14 protein-coding genes, 1 pseudogene and 1 other annotated feature are annotated in these 20214 nt (G+C 34.6%); of the genes and pseudogenes, 12 read left to right on the top strand and 3 right to left on the bottom strand.

Going from position 1 to position 20214, the window contains the following annotated elements:
• The first annotated feature begins 371 nt into the window (after positions 1-371).
• The 11 genes and pseudogenes from LJY09_RS13695 (at position 372) to dptH (ending at position 13044) form a co-directional block, all read left to right on the top strand.
• Positions 372-794: an SMI1/KNR4 family protein gene (locus LJY09_RS13695; RefSeq protein ID WP_228307242.1), complete on the top strand. Its 423-nt coding sequence runs from the start codon at positions 372-374 to the stop codon at positions 792-794.
• Positions 795-882: 88 nt separating this feature from the next.
• The gene (locus LJY09_RS13690) at positions 883-1407 is read left to right on the top strand and encodes a SecY-interacting protein Syd (protein WP_228307241.1); all 525 of its coding nucleotides are present in this window, start codon (positions 883-885) and stop codon (positions 1405-1407) included.
• Positions 1408-1513: 106 nt separating this feature from the next.
• Entirely contained in the window at positions 1514-1948 is a 435-nt protein-coding gene (locus tag LJY09_RS13685; RefSeq protein WP_034268630.1) for an SMI1/KNR4 family protein, read from the top strand.
• Between the two features lie 68 nt (positions 1949-2016).
• Positions 2017-2502 (top strand): DUF6985 domain-containing protein, encoded by a 486-nt coding sequence (locus LJY09_RS13680; protein ID WP_047750774.1) that lies wholly within the window; start codon positions 2017-2019, stop codon positions 2500-2502.
• 91 nt (positions 2503-2593) lie between these two features.
• A complete protein-coding gene (locus LJY09_RS13675; RefSeq protein ID WP_228307240.1) occupies positions 2594-2734 on the top strand; it encodes a hypothetical protein in 141 nt (46 codons plus the stop codon).
• 15 nt (positions 2735-2749) lie between these two features.
• A pseudogene (locus LJY09_RS13670) lies at positions 2750-3136 on the top strand (SecY-interacting protein Syd); the annotation flags it as partial.
• Between the two features lie 33 nt (positions 3137-3169).
• Positions 3170-3496, top strand: coding sequence for a hypothetical protein (locus tag LJY09_RS13665; protein WP_228307238.1), 327 nt, complete (start codon positions 3170-3172; stop codon positions 3494-3496).
• Between the two features lie 123 nt (positions 3497-3619).
• Positions 3620-4048: an SMI1/KNR4 family protein gene (locus LJY09_RS13660; protein WP_228307237.1), complete on the top strand. Its 429-nt coding sequence runs from the start codon at positions 3620-3622 to the stop codon at positions 4046-4048.
• 166 nt (positions 4049-4214) lie between these two features.
• Positions 4215-6557, top strand: coding sequence for a DNA phosphorothioation-dependent restriction protein DptF (gene dptF / locus LJY09_RS13655; protein WP_228307236.1), 2343 nt, complete (start codon positions 4215-4217; stop codon positions 6555-6557).
• Positions 6558-6560: 3 nt separating this feature from the next.
• Positions 6561-7946 (top strand): DNA phosphorothioation-dependent restriction protein DptG, encoded by a 1386-nt coding sequence (gene dptG / locus LJY09_RS13650; RefSeq protein ID WP_228307235.1) that lies wholly within the window; start codon positions 6561-6563, stop codon positions 7944-7946.
• Entirely contained in the window at positions 7927-13044 is a 5118-nt protein-coding gene (dptH, locus tag LJY09_RS13645) for a DNA phosphorothioation-dependent restriction protein DptH (protein WP_228307234.1), read from the top strand. The genes dptG and dptH overlap by 20 nt, the downstream gene beginning before the upstream one ends.
• Before the next feature lie 69 nt (positions 13045-13113).
• On the opposite strand, the gene LJY09_RS13640 is transcribed toward dptH, so the two are convergent.
• Positions 13114-14502 carry a Sau3AI family type II restriction endonuclease gene (locus LJY09_RS13640; RefSeq protein WP_228307233.1) on the bottom strand — a complete coding sequence of 463 codons (1389 nt, stop codon included), beginning with the start codon at positions 14500-14502 and terminating at the stop codon, positions 13114-13116.
• 170 nt (positions 14503-14672) lie between these two features.
• Entirely contained in the window at positions 14673-15968 is a 1296-nt protein-coding gene (gene dcm / locus LJY09_RS13635) for a DNA (cytosine-5-)-methyltransferase (protein WP_228307783.1), read from the bottom strand.
• A gap of 259 nt (positions 15969-16227) precedes the next feature.
• Positions 16228-16469: a binding site (T-box leader), on the top strand.
• Between the two features lie 52 nt (positions 16470-16521).
• On the opposite strand from dcm, the gene ileS reads away from it, so the two are divergent.
• Positions 16522-19620, top strand: coding sequence for an isoleucine--tRNA ligase (gene ileS / locus LJY09_RS13630; RefSeq protein WP_228307232.1), 3099 nt, complete (start codon positions 16522-16524; stop codon positions 19618-19620).
• Between the two features lie 42 nt (positions 19621-19662).
• Here ileS and LJY09_RS13625 read toward each other — a convergent pair whose 3' ends face one another.
• The gene (locus LJY09_RS13625) at positions 19663-20166 is read right to left on the bottom strand and encodes an immunoglobulin-like domain-containing protein (protein WP_028413031.1); all 504 of its coding nucleotides are present in this window, start codon (positions 20164-20166) and stop codon (positions 19663-19665) included.
• Positions 20167-20214 lie beyond the last annotated feature (48 nt).

Below are 20214 nucleotides of genomic sequence, written 5' to 3'. Positions count from 1 at the left end.
ATAAAGAGGCTTTAAAAGAGTTTGAACCGAAATTTAATATTCAATTTACTCAATATTATAAACATCATATTTATCCAGAAAATGGAAGGATCCTGCCTTGGGGATATACGGAGAATGGTGACGAATTATATTGGCTAACTAAAGGGAGCCCTGACGAATGGAAAGTGATGGTGTATGAATCTAGATCGCCTGAAAATCATATTTACTCACTGTCCATGACCGATTTTTTTATGTAAAATCATTACAAAAAAGTTAGCTTGTGATGCATTTCTAGATGATTTTCCGAGTGATGCTGCTACATTCATTTCGGTAAATGTTGAATAGGCAATTAATTAGTAGAAAACAAGACATAGGAGGAATGTTAGATTAAGATGTTGCCAAATAAATTGAACCAAGCTCTTGAAGGGGAAATATATATACGTGAAGGTAAAGCTGCAGTAAAGGATGCTTTATCACGGCTAGAAGTAAAGGTATCCCAAACCTTCACAGAATTTTATAACCGGTATGCTCGGCCATTCTGGGAAGAATACGTACCTTTTGAATTACTCGATTTAGTAGATCAAGAAAATAACATTGAAGCATATACGCTTATTTCCCGAAGAGAATACGGCTTTCCTAAACAATATCTGATTTTAAGTGAAATATCAGCTAATGCCGCACTAGTGCTTGATGCTTTAACCTATAGCGTGTACATAGTTAATTTCGAAGGAGGAGACGAGCTGCTGTTAAAAGGAGAATTAGAGGCAACGTGGCCTACCTTTTCTGATTTTCTGAAATCCTATTTTAATTGTTAGGTATGGATTTTAGCGGTTATATTCCGTGTGAATGGGACGGAGAATATCGAGTTGGAAATATAGTTGTATATAAGGTAGGGGGAAGCTTTTGAAACATGCAATGAAACAATATTTTAAGAAACTAACGGGAAAATGGGAAGAGTTCAATGGAACGTTGCCTTTGATTTCTTGGAATGAAGAAGCAGATGCACATATTTATGTAGGTTCTCAAGACGAAGAAGGCTATATAGCGTGGAAGCCTCTAGAAAAGTATGAAAATACAAATTTTCAACAGTTTGAACAAGAAATAAACGTGATACTTCATAATGATGTAAAAGCTTATTTTAACGCGTATTGGTTTCTTGAAATGATTGGATGGGTGTCTCAGTATAATATTAACTTATATCCTGTCATTCCCGGTGTAGAACCTGAAACATTTTGTCAACGTGTAAAGGAGTATATTCTTGAAAAAGAAAACAGTACGTACATTCCGTTAGGTTTTGAAAGCAATGGCATGCTAGTTGTTATGAATAATGAGTCTGGAGAAATTTTCGTAGAAAACGATGAAGAGAAAAGCTATAAATATTTGTCGTCTAGTTTAAAAGAGCTCATTTCTCAGCTGGATTTTAAGTGAAATAGATATTTTGCACTTTCGCTAATCGTACACAGTTTTCACCATTGGAGTGAATCTAATTGATCATAAAGAATGTATGAACGGCATCTCATAGGAGGTAACAGCAATGGCAGATTTTGCGTTTATTAATAATGGGAAAAATAACATTTATCATGTATCTGAGCAGGAGATTTTACAAGCAGAAGAAAGAATGGGTATTCGTTTTCCTAACGATTTACGGCAGTTATATTTAGACGTTGGGTATGGATTTATTAAGGAGCCAAGTAATACGGCAATCAATAGAATTATGGGACCCAAAACGATAGCAGATGCTAAACTACGAAAAGGAATATTTGAATTCGACTTCGATTTAGAAGAACTTGACGAAGAAGGTAAACTTATTTTCTTTGAAGTGAATGAAGGAGTATACATATCGTTAGACTTAACATTACCTCATAATCCAGTCTTTTATATGGACACGGCAATCGCAGACTCATTAGAAGATTTTTTTAAGAAATTTGTAGACAATAATGAGTATTACATGGATTTAATTGAAGAGTAGAAAAAACGGTAGCTGCTACAAATAAACAGGCTATGTAATTTAAAAGCCAAGCTAGGAGAGCAATCAGAATGACAAGGATTAATGATGAGTTATTTGGAAAGCTTGAACATAAAAACAACTTTTGGCGAGGGAAAACTAGAATTAAAATGTTTGGTGAAGAAAAGGAAATTCTTTTAAGCATTGATGCATACGAAAACACTGATTTTTCAAATGTACAAAAAGAAGCATTTCTTAGCTTCATTCAAGATATGGAAAACATAATGAACGAGACAGAAAAGCACATCTATGATTACTATATTGAGAACTATGAAGAGTATAGAGAGATGATAGGTAATAAATTAGAAGCCGATCAGGTTGTTCCAAACATTTATTCCGTCTCAGATTTAAAAAAATTAGTGGAGCCTGCTGAATTAATTGTAAGAAGAGTAAGGAAGAATGGAAAAAGAAGACTGGGTTTACTTTGCGATGTCTGTTGGGATATTGAAAATGGAATAGGAATTAAAATGGAAGATGAAGGTGTAGAAGAAGTGGGGTATCGGGATATTGTGTCGTAACGAATCTACTAGACGTTAAAGCTAACCTAATAGATAAACACAGGGGACTGTTGGATTTGACGGATTTGCAAGTATGAATAGGAGGCTTAAAATGAGTGTAAAAGCGGCCATGACGGATTATTTTGAGAAACTGCTATATCATTGGAATGAAAACTATAACACATTTCCAAAGGCACCGTGGGATGAAGATATACATCCACTGCTATATGTAAGTGAGCCTGATGAAGAATAGTATGTTTTTTGGAAACCAGTAGAAAAAAAGGCTGTTGAAAACTTTAGTATGATCGAAGCTGAAATTAAAATGCCTTTGCATCATTCAATTAAAGAGTATTTTAACAGTTATTTATTTTTAAGCTTAGAAGGTCTTTATCATTCGAAATATATATGCCTTGAGCCTGTTGAACCGGGTAAGGATGTACAAAGTTATTTTAAACATCTTACGCATTATGATGAAAGTCAAGGAAAGGAATTTAGATACATACAGATAGGTTTTATTTCTCCGGACGAAATGGCCATTAACATAGATAATAAGACCGGAAACGTTTATATAGAAGATTATGAAACAAACGAATTAACATTATTGGAGCATTCCCTTGAGGAATTAATAAGAAAAATAAAGCTGAAGAAATCATAGTTTATCGAGAAGATGAGGAAAGGAATAGTAAAGGTGAAACAAGCTTGGAAAGACATTAGAGAATTAAAAATGAGTGACGTATGGGAGCGATATTATGATTTAACGGACGCTGAAAAACCTCGTGAGTTAGAAGGAATAGTAGAAGTTATAGCTGGAAACTTACGACAGAGCCTACAAGGTTATGATGCCTTTTTTGAAGACATCGTAGCAGATTTAAACAATTGTGCAGTTAGTAGAGCGGTTAATGGTACTAAAAATAACTTTTTTGAAATCATATTTAAATTACATAGATCCGGGTATTTGCCTTGTGGATGGTGTGGGGATTATCCAGATGGTGGAATTATTGCATATAGAGGGTGACTTCATAGCATCATGGAAGAATTAGAGGATGTTAGTGATGCTTTTGCTTTGTCTGATGAGGATTAAGTTAAGCAATGTGTAATGAGAGTGTACGTATGTGTAAAATCTAAAGGAGAGGAAATGATGAGATACGACTTTGTTGCGAATCAACAAGATAATCAGTTTTACCCCGTATGTGAAGCTGATATTGAAGAGGTAGAAGGAACGTTAGGCTTAAAGTTTCCTTTTGAGTTGAGGAAGTTTCTTTTAGAGGTGGGTTATGGTTTCCTCCAGAGCTCAAAAGGTAATATAAACCGTATCATGGGTCCTTCCTCAATCAGAGACGCTAGATTAAAAGTAAACGATTTTGAATTTTACCCTGATATCGAACTTTACGAAGAGCTGGAAGAGGGCAAATTGATATTTTTTGAAGCTAATGAAAGTGCGCTGCTGCTGATAGAAATAAGTGAAGAGCAGAACAATGCGATTTATTATGATGATATAAAAATTGCCGATTCTTTAGAAGAGTTTTTGGAGAAGGTGATGGAGAATGATGGGTATTATTTGGGATAGTACGCCAATTTAGATAGTGATTACTTTATCCTAGGTTCATAGTAAAAGATGCGTTATAATAATTATGGGATGAAAATTAGTTAATAAATCAAATTTATAAGATATTTGCTGAATTATAAAAGCGAATTCTTATTGTTAAAGTATACATATTTTGAGGTGGTAGTAATTGCAAACACATAATTTTATCTTTCTGCAAGATAAATTTCCAAAGTTAGCCGAGCTTTGTGAAAACATTGAAGAAATCTTTTATCAAGATCCACAAACAGTACTAATAAAAGGAAGAATATTCTCAGAGGAATTATTGAAAGAAGTTACAAATCAGCATGACGATCTATTGAGTATTGATAATTTAAGGTTAGTTGAACGAATTCAGTACTTAGAAAAGGAAGAAATTTTAACAAATCAAATCGCTCGCTCTTTTGATACAATTCGATATCTTGGTAACAAAGCATCCCATAAGTATTTAGAGTATGGTTTAGGTCAAGCTTTTAAGATGCATAAGCGTCTCTTTGAAATAGCAGTTTGGTTCATGGAAGTATATGGTGATTATTCGTTTGTTGCTCCTAAATATAAATATCCTCAACCTAAAAGTAATCCAGATATAGTTAATAAATTGGAAGAAAAATTAACTTCTAGTTTAGAAGAGAAATTTGAACTTTTACTACAAGCGACAAGGGCGACTGCTGCTACGGTAGAAGTGCCAGATGAAAAACTTGAGGCACCTACAGAAGATAGAGAGTATCTAAAAAATGAAAAATTGCAAACTGCTAATTATGAATTGAATTTTAACCTTAAAGAAGGCGAAAGCTATCTTTTGCAGGAACTGTCAAAGTTAAAAGAATCTTCGCAAGAAGCAATAGAAAACTCAAATCAATTTAGTTTATTTAAAGAGTATTTACATGTAAAGCGTTCTATACAGGATGATTTAGAAACCTCACTGCTTTCTTCAGTAACTCAAGAGAATTCAAAATTAATTTTTTTATGCGGTAGTGTAGGTGATGGTAAATCCCATTTACTTGCATACATGAAAAATAAGCATCCTGAGTTAGTAAATGAATTTGTAATTCACAATGATGCTACAGAAAGCTTTGATCCACATAAAAGTTCTTTAGATACGTTAGCTGAAGTATTGCAACCATTTAGTGATGAAAATATTGAAAGTTCCCAAGAAAAATTAATTTTAGCTATTAACTTAGGAGTGCTTCATAATTTTATTGAGTCGACGTATTGTAAAGAAAAATTTAAGATACTAGCTGATTTTATCGAAAAATGTAAAGTTTTTGAAGACTCTATGATTACTCAAAATCGTAATGATTGTAACTTTCAATTAATCAGTTTTAGTGATTATCAACCATTTGAATTGACTGATAGTGGACCTGAATCTCAGTATTATTCAACTTTGTTAGAGAAAATTATTAGTCCCTTAGATACAAACCCTTTCTACCAGGCCTATAGGAAAGATAAGGACAATAAAATTCGTGGATTTTTTATAGAAAACTATGAGTTACTTATGCTACCTCAAGTTAGAAAACATGTTGTGAATTTACTAATTCAAGTTATTATCAAACATAAAACTATTATTTCAACACGTGCACTTTTGAATTTTATTCATGATATTTTGATTCCTGCAGATGCAAATGTTGAATATTTTAATGCTGATGTAATTCAAAAAACTGAGCGTTTATTGCCAAATTTAATTTTTGAAGGGAAAGAAAAATCTCCATTATTAGCAGCTATCTCGCAATTGGATCCAATCCATGTACGCTCGAGTTTATTTGATCAAATGTTAATTGAGCTCAATAATTCAATTAATATTCGACATACATTTGAGCAGTATATTGATTTAGAATCATTAGAAGAGTGGGATTCTGAAATTAAAGAGTTAGGGGCTTTTCAAGAATTAAGTAATGCTTCATGCCAATTATTTAATAAAACATTAATTCGTTTTTCAGCATTCTTATCAAAATCAGAAAAAGAAATATTTAACAATGAAAATTATAATGATTACCTTATATATCTCTACCATTTTAATGTAGGAAACCGTTCTGGACTAAAAAAATTGTATAAGCTCTTAAAAGATTCAATTTTTCTATGGAATGGTAAACCAAAAGATAATTACATCTACATTGATAAATCAAATCAAGATATACAAGTGGCACAGTATTTAAATATTTACCCTTCTTTTTCTCATTTGCCATCTAATAGCGAAGATAAGCTAAATCGTTTTCATTTAACAATCGTGTTAGCGTATAGCGATGAAAATAAGAAAAACCCAGTCTCAATAGACATTGATTACCCTTTATACGAAATGATGGTTAACATTTCTAAAGGGTATAGACCTAATAAAAAAGATAAAGAGGATTGTATTCAATTTGTAGAATTCATTGATAAAATAATGAAACATGGGAATAAAGAGACAGAATTAATGTTTATAAATTTGCAATCAAATGCACTGTTTAAGTTAACGTACGATGAGGATTATGAAGAATTTACTTTTAGAAGGGAATAAAAGATGATTGAACAAAACAATTTACAAGAACTAAAAGACGCTTTGTCTATTAAAAATGAAAAAGCTGGTTTAAAACATACAATCAATCGGAAATCTACGTTTCTACCTTTTCTGACTAGGGGGACTGAAAGACCAAAATTTAGAAAAGGGTTTGAAGGTGTATTAGGCGGTTTTACGCGTTATATTTCCCATAATGAATTGAGGGAAGAATTAGATTTAGAAAGACTAATAAACAATGTTAGCAATTTGGTAGACGTAAAACCTGAAGATCAGTCTTATTTTCATGAAATATTACGTATGTTTTTACAACAAAAGAATGGGAAAATTAAAGTTTTTCATCCACATATATTTCAATATTTACCTTATAGCAGTGGGCCAGAAATGAAAGGAGAGCAGGAAATAGCTAAGTTTTTAGCAGACATTTTAACTGACCATGACAGTGAATTTAAAAGTTTGTTTGAAAATCATTCCTCAGATGATTTAGTAGCAAAACTAATCTTGAATAAATTGCAAGGACTGGAGAATATTGAACGAAAGAAAAAGTATATAAGTAAACTTCCTTTTCTCTCTGAAATCTTTAAAAATGATTTTTTGTTTTTAGTGAAGCATCAGGATTATTTTAAAGATCATTATGAACTGCTATTAAGTTATTATTATTTCACCTACATTACACAGTTAACATTGAAGTTAGCTCAACAGTCTAAAGCAACTTACTATAATAGTAATGAAGTTTATTACACGTTGGATTGGGAGGCTACTAGTAAAAATCGTAAAGGGTATGGATATGGATATCATATGATCAAAGATACAGCTCGAAATCTATTAATTCATATCAATACATTAGAACATTTAAATACATTAATGGGTACAAAGAATTCACAATCATATTCAGAACTGTTGGATACATATGAAGCAATGCCTCAAGAACAAAAAGAACTGTTCTTGAAACTTTTAGAACAATGGATTACAGAATATCGTTTGCATTCTTTATTACCTGAAGAAGATAAGAAATTTTCTTCTACTTATCAGTCTTTGACGGACAATCTATTCTCCAGTATTGAAGAGGCATATCAGAAGCCTAGTATGCAAGGTCCTAGAAACCGTTACTCATTATCAATTGAAGAGGTTGGGAAAAAATATTTCTTGAAGACAAGAGGATCTTTAGGGTATATGTTAAATGTTTCTCAAGACTTATTTTTACTATTAACTGCTTTATGCTTGAAGAATGAGAGAAAGTCACTTAAACAAGTCTTTTTTGAATTAGAAAAGCGCGGCATGTATTTTGATAGATATTCTAAGGAAGAAGTTGTAAAATTGTTAGATAAATTAAATTTACTAGATAAAAAAAGTGATAGTGGTGATGCTCAGTATGTTAAACCAATTTTATAAGTACCTCTCAGATGAACTAATTCATTACTTAAAAAAAGCGTCTTTCAAAGCAGGAGAACGCTTTTATTTGCAATTTGATAACAAAGAACAAGTAAATCAATTTTATAATGTGTTACAGGTAACAGAATTTTCTCAATCATTTCAATATCAACATCAACAAGGCTCGCCCTATCAAACATTTTTGCTGAAGTTACCAGGAAAGGCTAATGTAGTAGTAGCAGCTACTTCTGAAAGTGTAACCCCTGACTTTTTAGTTACGTTACGAAATCAAGTAGGAGAACAAAAAGGTGTTTGGGAAAATACAGCTCTATTAAGCATTTGTTATGAAACCTTAGACAGTATTAGAGGAGGAAGTAGTGATCTTCAAAAAGAAGGTATGCCATTTAACGTAAAAACTGTATTAGCAACTTTAAAAGAGAAAATCGAAGATTCTCATTTAGAGCGAGCTAATAAAGAAGTGCTGATTTTTCATCTTTCTAAAAAGTTAGACGAAGCTTTTGTTCAATCTTCTCTATGGGATTATGAAGAAATACTTGGTTTTTTAAGGCAGGGACAAATCAATCAAGAAGACTATGCACATTTAGGACTATTTTTTGATAAAACACTGGAGCAATATACACCTACTCAAATGAGAAAGAGGCTTGAAGATAATTATAGCTTATTTGAGAAAGTACAACATATTCACGAGTATGAGAACCTTGAAGTACAGTTGGAAAAGAACTTTGGAGACAAGGGCGTACATGCTCTAAAGAAAGAAACTTGGAGAGAAGAGGAATATGGAAAAGTTAAAGAATGGAATGAGGAAGGGATTAAGCCTCAAAGAATGCTTAATTATGTAGAGTCTCCATATAAACTTACTAAAGAAAAGTTATTATATTGGGATAAGCCAAACAAAGATACAAAAGCTGGGCAAAAAAAACGTCATATTATGGTGTTTAATCCTACTAAACAGAAGGAAGTTAACTTAACTTTTGAATTTGATGATCGGTTAAAAAAAGAATTTATTCATAAAAAATCAGAGAGACATTGTGTTGTTTCAGGGAAAAAGCTATTAGTTTCGTTAGAACACCAACCTGGCACTACTACTTTTTGTCAAGTAGTATATGCACATAATAATCAATCAAAATCAAAATATGATTTCAATATTGTAATCGTAGAATGTGAACCGCCATTCTTGCAAGATATAAAGACTTTATACGAAGTAAATGTTCGAACAAGCAAAATTGTTATTAACAAAAAGGAAGATGAGATTGTTTTTGGAGATAAATCCAATGGTATAGTGGAATTATTTATAGAAGAAGAGAATCAAAAAATTGAGGAACAAAAAAACGCATTTCGAATTTCTGCCAGCTCTTCTGCGTGGAATGATGATACTCTTAAATTTGAACTTCAAATAATGGATTCTTTAATTCCTTTTATTATTAAAGAAGAGACTTCACGAGTAACTCCTATATTTGGAAGTCGTGTTTGGAAGTTGAAAAGGGAGCGACAAGAAGACTTTCAATACGATGAAAATACCAATAAATTAAAGCAAGGGACGGTCGAGTTTTCTGCTCGTGAAGAATTCAAACAATACTTGCTAGATGAATATGTTTGGATAGCTGAAGGCTTGTTATTTGCTAGAAGAGACGTTACAGGTTTAGAAAACTCTGCATTGAATATACATGAGTCCGTAGAGCAAGCATATAAAAATTTAATAAATTACTATCAGTCTCATGACCAAGTACCAAGTCTAACGTATATGAATGAAGAATTATACAATTTATCGCTTACATACGTGAATATATTTATTAACCAAATTGCTAATATTACTGAAAACACTATTCTGCCAGAAGAAATTAAAAATTTGTTTAAGTTGGGAAGCATTATTGAAAATAATCGAATATTATTTACTCCATTACATCCTTTAAATGTAGCTTATCAACTACAGGTTTCTGAGTCATTAAAAAATGAAAAGGTAGATATGCATATCTTAAATAGATTAAATCCCAATAATTTACTGCCTTATATTTATGGAAAAGGGGCAGATCTTTATCGTCCTGTTACCCAGAAAGATGCCCCAGAATGGCTTATTTATGAGCCGCTAAAAAAAGTTGCAATAGGCGAATCTAACGCATTTTTATCTAATGTAGTAGAAGAAAAACTTACACAGTTTGTAGAACATTTTCAGTATTTATTTATAAAAAACTCCAAATCTCCTATTCAAATTAATGTCATTAACATTACTAATGATCGGGAAGTAGTAAAAGGTTTAATTAATTTTATAAAAAAACAAATCGATAAAAAAGGTCCAGCAGAAATTGTACCTATTGAAGTGGCATTGCATAGTAATCCCTACTTAATAAGTTCATTTGAAAGGTTTTCTTCATTTGAAAATGTGGAGGAATTCGAAGATGCTTTTGGGGTATCGTTGAATACAAAAAAGCTTGATTCCACAGATGTATTACGTCTGATTAGAGAAAATATTTTATACTATAGGCCTTTGGATAATCAGGCCTATGGATATGCTCATATTTCTTTTTATAAAATGCTTTCCAACGATTTACCTGCTAAAAATACAATTGAAGAGATTGGAGCAGGAAGTTCTCTAGATGGCTTGTTGTCTTCGTTATCATTCTTAGAGACTGCGCATGATTATAGAACAGGTTTTGGATTGAAGAATGTGAGTGGGCCCTTAAATCCGCTTCTTCAAGTAGCAAAAGTTCTCAATGAGTTGGCAAGTAACTTAGAAAGTGGAGGAACAAACCCCTATCGTAAAAATGAGACAATTGTAACTAGAACAGCGAGTTATGACGAAGATATCTTAAGTCATTTATATGATGCGTCATATTGGGTGACCTTTATTGAACCAAATGTCGATTTGAATTTCTTTCAAACATCATCAAAAAATTTATTGGTCATTCATTACAGCGATCAGTACTCTTCTTCTGCTCAATATGATGCTATAACTGTTACTAATAGATCTGAACAATATAAGTTAATTATTGAACAATATCTATCCGCAAAAGATATACCTGTAACAGATAATGGCATTGAAACTGCTATTAAAAGTTTTAATACGTTGAATGGAGAATGGTTGCTTCGTATTATTGGAAGCAAAGGCCAGTTTTCTAGAGAAAAATTAAGTATCATTTCAGCTATCAAATATATTATTAGTACGTTAGATCATGAAAATATATTTTGGGTCCCTGTTTCTTTAGAAGAAATTCTTCGTATTGCTGGTGCAGTAAGATTAACAAAAAGCGAAGGCGTTTTTTCGGCTAAGAACCTAAATGTCAATGGAATGCATAGTGATGATTTATTATTAATAGGAGTAGAAATTGAAGGTGAAGATGTTAAATTGCATTATTATCCTGTAGAGGTTAAGATAGGTAACAATCCAGATTCTACCATTTCTAAGGCTAGAGAGCAAATTAATAAAACCTATAATTTATTTAATAAGCAACTTGCTAAACATAATGAGGATGGGGAGTACTTATTCAAAAACAAGTTTTTTAGAAACTTCTTTTCTCAACTGCTTATTTCCAATGTAGAGAAATTAATCGTGAATTCTATTTGGCCTGAGAAACAATATGAAAAAGTTGAAAGACTAAAAGAGAAGTTATTAAATGATAACTATCAAATCGCTGATAATCTCCAAGAATTTATCGGAAAGGGTGCAGTATTATCCTTTAAAAAAGAACAAAATTGGCGAGCTGTTAATTTAGAAGATGATATTTTAATTGTGGAATTAACAGAAGAAGATGGATACGAAGGTATTATGGTTGAACTACAAGCATTAAAAGAACAGATAATGGGTGGGAAGACAGACATTAGAGTTGAAAAGCTTTTATCTCACAATTATAACAGCGCTAAGCAGTTACAAGTAAAGGAAAATATAATAAATCATTCCCAACTTACAATATCAGCTACAGAAGAAGCAGTAAATAAAAATACTGAAAATGAGACTACTGATTTTTCCACTGTGGATTTAAAAGATGTAAGAGTGCTTTTAGGAACTGTTGAGGGTTCAAAAAAAGAAATCTACTGGGAGTATGGTCATTCTGAATTAGCTAATAGACATATTTTAATCTCAGGAAAATCTGGTCAAGGAAAAAGTTATTTTATACAGTGTTTATTACTTGAACTGGCTCAAAAAGGAATTTCAAATATTATTTTTGATTACACAGATGGCTTTAAAAGTTCAAAATTGGAATCGCAGTTTAAAGAGAAGTTAAATGGACGCTTAGAGCAGTTTATTGTCGCAAAAGATGGCTTTCCAATTAACCCTTTTAAACGTAATAAAAAAGAATTAGATGAGAACCTTTATATTGATGAGGATAATACGGATATTGCTGAAAGAATTAAAGCAGTTTTCTCCTCTATATTTAAAGATTTAGGTATTCAACAACAGAATGCTATTTATGAAGCAGTACTGCGTGGGTTAGATAAATACAAAGAAGGTATGAATTTGGAGCTTCTTTTAAATGAATTAGAACAAGATAATTCAGGTCCGGCTAAGACTGCACGATCTCAAATTAAGCCGTTGATTGATAAGAATCCATTTAATAATGAAGGTCAATATAATTGGAGTGAGATACTTGCAGATAAAGGAAAAGTATTTATCGTTCAGCTAACTGGATACAGTCGTGAAGTGCAAATGATGATTACAGAATTCATTTTATGGGATATGTGGAATCACCAGTTAAATCATGGAGATAAAAATAGACCTTTACCAGTGGTATTAGATGAAGCTCAGAATCTTGATCACCGTGAGTATTCTCCTAGTGCAAAAATACTGACTGAAGGAAGGAAATTTGGTTGGTCGGGTTGGTATGCCACTCAATCTTTAAAAGGTCAATTTAGTACAGATGAAATTTCAAGGCTTCAAAATTCAAGTCAAAAAATATACTTTATGCCACCAGAAAATGAAGTCATTTCAATTGCGTCTAACCTTTCCCAAGATAATATAAGTCGTAAAGAATGGGAAAAGAAATTATCTACGTTAAAGAAAGGGCAGTGTATTGTAGCGGGACCAATGCTACAAGCAGATGGAACTTTAAAACAAAATTCACCAGTTGTTATTAACATAACCTCATTAGAGGACAGGTTAATTTAAAGAGTCGATTATTGATGTAATTAGAGAACAGGAGACTAGCCACAATGAATTTGTCGCTAGTCTCTACTTTTAATTTAAATCTTTAAGAAGTGAAGCAATATATGTATCGTTTAGCCAATAGCATTGTTTTGTTATTACTTGTCCATTGGGTAACGTCACTTTGTCCTCTCCGTTTTGCCCCTTTGGACGAATATGAGTAACTCCATTAAAATTTTTTTTAGGAAAATTGTTATATTCTCTTAACTTTTTACCATATGGTTTATATTCAATTTGTACACCAGTTGCTATGAGTCTATTAACTTCTTCCCAAAGCTGCTTTATTTCATTCTCTATTGTAGTAACTGGCATATTCCAGAGCTTAATACCTTTAAAGTAAGGTTCTCGATTCGAATTATCTTTCTTCTTTTCTTTAAATTCAAAAATAACAAACAAAAATTTAGTTTCATAAAATGTTTTTCTTATGTAACTGTTTTCCCACTCTTCGTTTGTCCAAAGTTGGAAATCAATATTTTTAAATGACATGCTTTGTTCAGGTTTTCCATTTGGTTCTAACCGAATGGTCTTAAATTGAATGTTTGCTTTTGAAAATTCTTCTATGTTTTCTAATTTTGTTCCTTTGATTCCCAATAGAGAACTGATTAATAGAGGAATAAAACTTTTTCCAGTAGGTTTATACGCTACACCTAAATTCTCTGAAATTTGCTTTGCAGAGAGCCCTTTATAAGGTGAGAATCTAGATATTAAAATATCTTCTAAAGATTTTTTCTTTAATTCACCGGAAGTAGTAAGGCTTACTAAGTTATCTTTTTTGAGGTGTTTTCTAACCAGTGCAGTCATATAAGATTGTTTAAGGGAAAAAGCTCGTTGCATTGCAAGTGTTGTGGAATTCGGTTGAGATCGGAGAGACTGCTTATTTGCACCTTTCGAACAAGCTCCTAAATAATTTGTGTCTCCTTCAGAGAGCTCGTGTGCTTTTCCATCCCGAATTTTTTTGGTTATGATTTCCCAATCATGTTTAATAATCTCTAAGTCGGATTCGGGAAATGTGAACAGTACGCTCTTAAAAACTTTTAAATCTTCTCTGTTTACGTAGGGTAACCATTCATAGAACATTAAAAGCATTTGTTGGTTTTTTTTCCAAAAGCTAGATGTTTCAAATGTATAATTGATTTCTTCCATGTAATTAATTATGTTTAGAACAAGGCGTTCTTTTGCCGCGAGTTTTCCGTTTTTATTCCGTTTAAAAGGAGTAACCTTTAATTCTACATTTAAATATTCAAAATCAGGTTTGGCATTTGAGTTAATCTTGTACCCAAATAAACTTTCTTCTATTACTTGTCCTAATCCACCTTTAGAATTCTTATTAGATAATCGATTTGTTATATCAATTTCTTTAAAGGATTTTCCTTCGGCTTCTTGTGCTTTTTTCATTAGTTGCGTAGTTGTTAAGTATTCCATATTATCACTCCTTTCGTATAATTTATATTGGAAAGTATAAATTATAAGTACTAGGCCTAGTATAATACACTAAGGCAATACATACTAGTTTTATCCATTTAACTAGTAAGGACTTAGTTGATAATAGAAATAAAAAGACTCTCCTTGGGTAAGGAAAGTCTTTTTGTTTTTTAAAGCATACTAGGTTGTTCAAACCCTTGTTTATGGAATTTATCAATATCGAGTTCATACACTTCTTTAATTCTTTGTCCCATCAGTGTAACTAAACCTACAACTAAAGCATTTCCCATACAGAAATATCGAGTGCGTACAGGCATACCAGTATTCGTCCAGTTTATGGGGAAATCATTCAAGCGTTCACACTCTTCTGGAGATAAATAACGCAAACGTTTTGTGTACGGGTCTTCAATTACATGAGAACTACGATTGGAAGTTCCTTCACTTGTCAGCATAGTTCTTCCTGGTGAGGTTACGGGCTCTGGAAAAGCCATACCGCCCTCTGAATAAACGTATTTATGACCTGTTTGTGAAATTCGCTCAATTTTCTTAGGGCCTTTTAAATAACGTAGCTCTTCAATTTCAGTACGACCTTTTTTATTAATTTTAGTCTCATCTAGATAGAATCTCTCATCAACCGGTCCCAATTCATTATAAACTTCTTCTACAATTTCACCTAAAGTTTTTGCTTTCTTTATTATCGGAATAAGTTCAGCGGTGTATACCATTCCATCACGCATAATACCAGCATTTTTATAATTTGCACTAAATTCATCTGAGACATCTATAATGTCTTTCGGTAAAATAAAGGAAGCGTCTTTATGTTTCAAAGAAGGTTTTTTTTCGACTTGAAATGCCGGAGAAAAGAAACCATTATGGTGTAAAATTTGCTTATCTTTGAATTTGAATTGTTGACTAGCAAATTCAGTTTCTACGGCATAAGCAAAAATAAATACTCGCCTTCTGCGCTGTGCAAATCCATAATCCGCTGCGTTAATTACTCGCCACTCAACGCAATATCCAGCATCACGGAAGGCTGCTAACATTATTGAAAAATCTCTACCGCGCTGTTTAGAAGGGGATTTTAATAATCTATCTACATTTTCTAAAAGTACATATTTTGGCTTTTTATATTGAACGATGTTCATGATTTCCCAGAAGAGAACACCTTTTTTTCCTTGTATACCTTTTTCACCCGATAAAGATCGTGCGACTGAGTAATCTTGACAAGGAAACCCACCTACTAGTAAGTCATGATCTGATATATCTTTCCATACTTGTGAAATGTCCTCATTTACATGGGAAGGATTTTCCCCAAAGTTTTCTACGTAGCAATTAAACGCATGTTGACTCTTAGTTGCAGGTTCCCACTGATTAGTCCAATTAACGTCAAACCCACCTGCATTTTCTAGACCTAAACGAAATCCGCCAACGCCTGCGAACAATTCGGCTACCTTAATATCTTTCATTACCAAATAAGAACATCCTTTCGCTTTAGAATAGCTTGTCTTCTATTATAATAAATATTGAAAGAAAGATCAATAGTTTAGCTTATGATTTTATAAAGTTTTTATAAGGTACATACAGTGAGAACGAATAAAGAGTAAATTAAACATCATTAAAGAAATATTCTGTTGAGGAATCTATTCATTGTCTGGAATGTTAAAAAATTCAGTTTGGTTTGACATTCCCTCCCAAACCGCATACAATAGCTACTAATAAAAGCACACAAATTCGTTGAAGAGAATCAGTACGCTGCAAGTTTGTTCCACAGAGAGCTGGTGATAGCTGAAAGCCAGTGTTCAAGCCGCAGGGGAATATCCTCTCTGAGAAGTCAAACTGAACTATAAGTAAGTTTGAACGGTAGTCTACCGTTAAAAAGAACGCGTATGATTGTACGTTGCTGAGTGCTATTGATGAACGGATCAATAGAAGCCAGGGTGGTACCGCGGTTAAAACCCGTCCCTAGTCATAGGGACGGGTTTCTTTGTGTGCTTTTAACTTTAAAAGGAGTGGTATCACATGAAAGAAGTGAATGTAAGGGAGTCTTCGCAAGAGCGCGAACAGCGTATCCTGCAGCAGTGGCAAAAAGGAAATGTGTTTCAGCAGTCGGTTCAAAACCGAGAAGGGCATCCTTCGTTTGTATTTTATGAAGGGCCTCCAACAGCCAACGGTTTGCCTCACGTGGGGCATGCGCTAGGCAGGACCATTAAAGACGTGGTGGCTCGTTATAAAACGATGACGGGGCATCAAGTGATCCGAAAAGCAGGCTGGGATACGCACGGACTACCGGTAGAGCTCGGTGTCGAAAAGCAGCTCGGAATTTCAGGGAAGCATGATATTGAAAAATACGGCGTAGAAGCTTTTATCAACAAGTGTAAGGAAAGTGTGTTTGTGTATGAAAAGCAGTGGCGCACGTTCACGGAGCAGCTTGGCTATTGGGTTGATATGGAAGACCCTTACATCACCTTGGAGAATTCATATATTGAAAGCGTATGGAACGTGCTTGGCACGATTCATGAAAAAGGACTTCTTTATAAAGGCCACCGCGTATCACCTTACTGCCCGAGCTGTCAAACATCATTAAGTTCACATGAAGTGGCCCAAGGGTATAAAGATGTAAAAGATTTAACGGTAACGGTGAAATTTAAAGTGAAAAATCGCGATAACGAGTATTTTTTAGGCTGGACGACAACGCCATGGACGCTTCCGTCAAACGTGGCGCTTGCGGTGCATGAAGAGATGAACTACGTTCGAGCCCAGCAAGGCGACAGCGTGTATATAGTGGCAGAAGCGCTCGCAGACAAAGTGTTAAAAGGAGAATATAGCGTTTTATCTCATCATAAAGGAAATGAGTTAAAAGGGATCTCGTATGAGCCACCGTTTGATTTTGTGAACGTTGAAAAAGGTCATGAAGTCGTAACGGCTGATTATGTAACGGACCAAAGCGGAACGGGTGTTGTTCATTTAGCACCTGCATATGGTGAAGATGATTACAGAGTCGTAAAAGAAAACGGCTTTTCGTTTGTGAACGTAGTGGATGAAAAAGGACAGTACACGTCTGAAGTGCCGCCTTTTCAAGGGCGTTTCGTGAAAGACTGCGACGTTGATATCGTTCGTTATTTAGCAAATGAAGGCGTGCTGTATCATAAAGAAAAGCATGAGCACAGCTATCCGTTTTGCTGGCGATGCGACTCGCCGCTTCTTTATTACGCAAATGAAAGCTGGTTTATCCAAACGACGGCGTTGAAGGAACAGTTTTTGAAAAACAATGAAAGTGTGACGTGGTACCCGGATCATATCAAGCACGGCCGCTTTGGCAACTTTTTAGAAAATATGGTGGACTGGAACATCAGCAGAAAGCGCTACTGGGGAACGCCGCTGAACGTATGGGAATGCGGGGAATGTGCGCATCAAGTAGCTCCGAAAAGTATCAAAGAGCTTCAAAATCATGCGTCTCATTCCGTTGATGACAGTATTGAACTTCATAAGCCTTATGTAGATGACGTGCAGCTGACGTGTCCGGTCTGCAGCGGAGAAATGAAGCGAACGCCGGAAGTGATTGACGTTTGGTTTGACAGCGGCTCGATGCCGTTTGCGCAGTATCACTATCCGTTTGAAAACAGCGAGCTGTTTCAAAAGCAGTTTCCAGCAGACATTATCGCAGAAGGAATTGATCAAACGCGCGGCTGGTTTTACAGCTTGATGGCAGTTTCAACGCTGTTTACTGGAAAAGCGCCTTATAAGCGCGTTTTGTCTCTTGGCCACGTGTTAGATGAAAACGGTCAAAAGATGTCTAAAAGTAAAGGAAATGCGCTAGACCCTGTTGATCTTATTCATACATTTGGTGCGGATGCGCTTAGATGGGCGCTTTTAGCAGACAGTGCGCCTTGGAATCCGAAGAAATTTTCAGAGCGCGTCGTGCAAGAAGCGAAGTCAAAAGTGATTGATACACTCGTGAACGTGTACGGCTTTTACGTGTTGTACGCTAAGCTTGACGGCTATGACCCGAAGCAAACGTATGAATTGAAAAAAACAAAATTGGATAAGTGGATTCTTTCACGTTTGCATAGTACGGTTAAGCGAGCAACAGCACATCTTGAAGATTACGGGTTTACAAGTGCCGCTCGTGAAATCGCAGCATTCATTGAAGAGCTAAGCAACTGGTATGTACGACGTTCTCGCGATCGTTTTTGGTCAGAAGGGATGGACGGCGAAAAAGCAGCGGCTTACGATACGCTTCATAAAGTGTTAGTCACGCTTAGTCAGCTGTTAGCGCCGTTTACTCCTTTCGTTGCGGATGACGTTCATGAAAATCTGACAGGAAAAAGCGTTCATTTGGCAGACTATCCTGTGTGTGATCAAACCAAAGTGAATGAAAAGCTGGAAAAAGAAATGGCAGCGGTGCTTCAAGTGGTGGAACTAGGCCGAAGCATCCGAAATACGCATTCGTTAAAAGTAAAGCAGCCTCTGCAAAGTCTTTCACTTGTGGTAACGGAAGAAGATGTAGAGTGGGAAGCATACCATGATGTCATCAAAGATGAGCTTAATATAAAGAACTTTAACGTGGAGCAAGACGACGACAAACTTGTTTCATACGTATTAAAACTTGATTTTAAACAGGCTGGGCCAAAGTTCGGGAAACAAGTTAATGAGGTCAACCAAGCGCTGAAAAACCTTTCAGAAGAGAAAGGGAAAGAGTTTGTTGAACAAGGCAAGCTGAGTGTTACGCTTGCTTCAGGAGAAAACCTAACGCTTGAAACGGCAGACGTACTCGTTGAAAAAGTGCCAAAAGAAGGTTTTGCAGTTGCATCCAACGGCACGTACACTGCGGTGTTGGATACGGCGTTAACCGAAGAACTCGTGCAGGAAGGAGTCGCTCGTGAAGTAATTCGAGCGGTTCAAGATTATCGCAAAAAGCTGGATTTACCCGTGAACTTACGTATTGATTTGGAACTTAGCGGAGACGAAGAAGTGAAGGAAGCCGTTGCGAAGTTTGAAACGCTGCTTCAAGAAAATCTTCTGCTGCACAGTCTCAGTGTGAAAGAAGCCATCAAAAACGGAGAGACGGTAAAAGTCGGAACAAAGCAAGTTACGCTTCGCGTTTTAAATCAGAGCTGATAAAAAGCACTTACCTCATAGCAGGTAAGTGCTTTTTTACCTTTAATCAAACTGTCCGAGAACATTTTTAAGACTCGGCCAAACGATTTCAAAAGGAGCCGCTAGTACATACTCTTTTCCGTTTTCATCTTTAAAGTGTTGAACAAAACGATATTTTCCTACTTTGTAGTTAGGAGTTGCGATATCTAATTTGAGTGATTTCCCTGGCTTCAGCGTGACAGTTTTATCAGGAAACTCCAATCCGTTTAGCACAACTTCGTACCACTTTCCGTCTTTTAAGTGATCCGCCGTATTTTCATAAGGAATCGTTAAGGTATGCGTCGAATTGTTTTGAATAACAAAAAAGCCAAACTGCGTTTTATCGTATTTTTTACTGATAGCAGATAGCGTAATAGTTCCCCCGTCAGTGTTAATGGAAGAAGGAATGTTTTTTTCTTGTTTGGCTCCAAGTTCCATTTTTTGACCGTTATAATCGATATAGCCAAAGATACAAAACAAGATAATAAAAATGCCTAGTATTAGTAAAAGTGTTCGTACTATTTTCAAGAGCTTTGCACCACCTTTTTATCACTCTTCCATTATACGGAAAACTTC

Source organism: Priestia sp. J2 (assembly GCF_020790095.1).
Classification (GTDB): Bacteria; Bacillota; Bacilli; order Bacillales; family Bacillaceae_H; genus Priestia; species Priestia zanthoxyli.
Note: the sequence above shows the minus strand (reverse complement) of the source record. Positions and strands in the feature narration are given on the sequence as shown.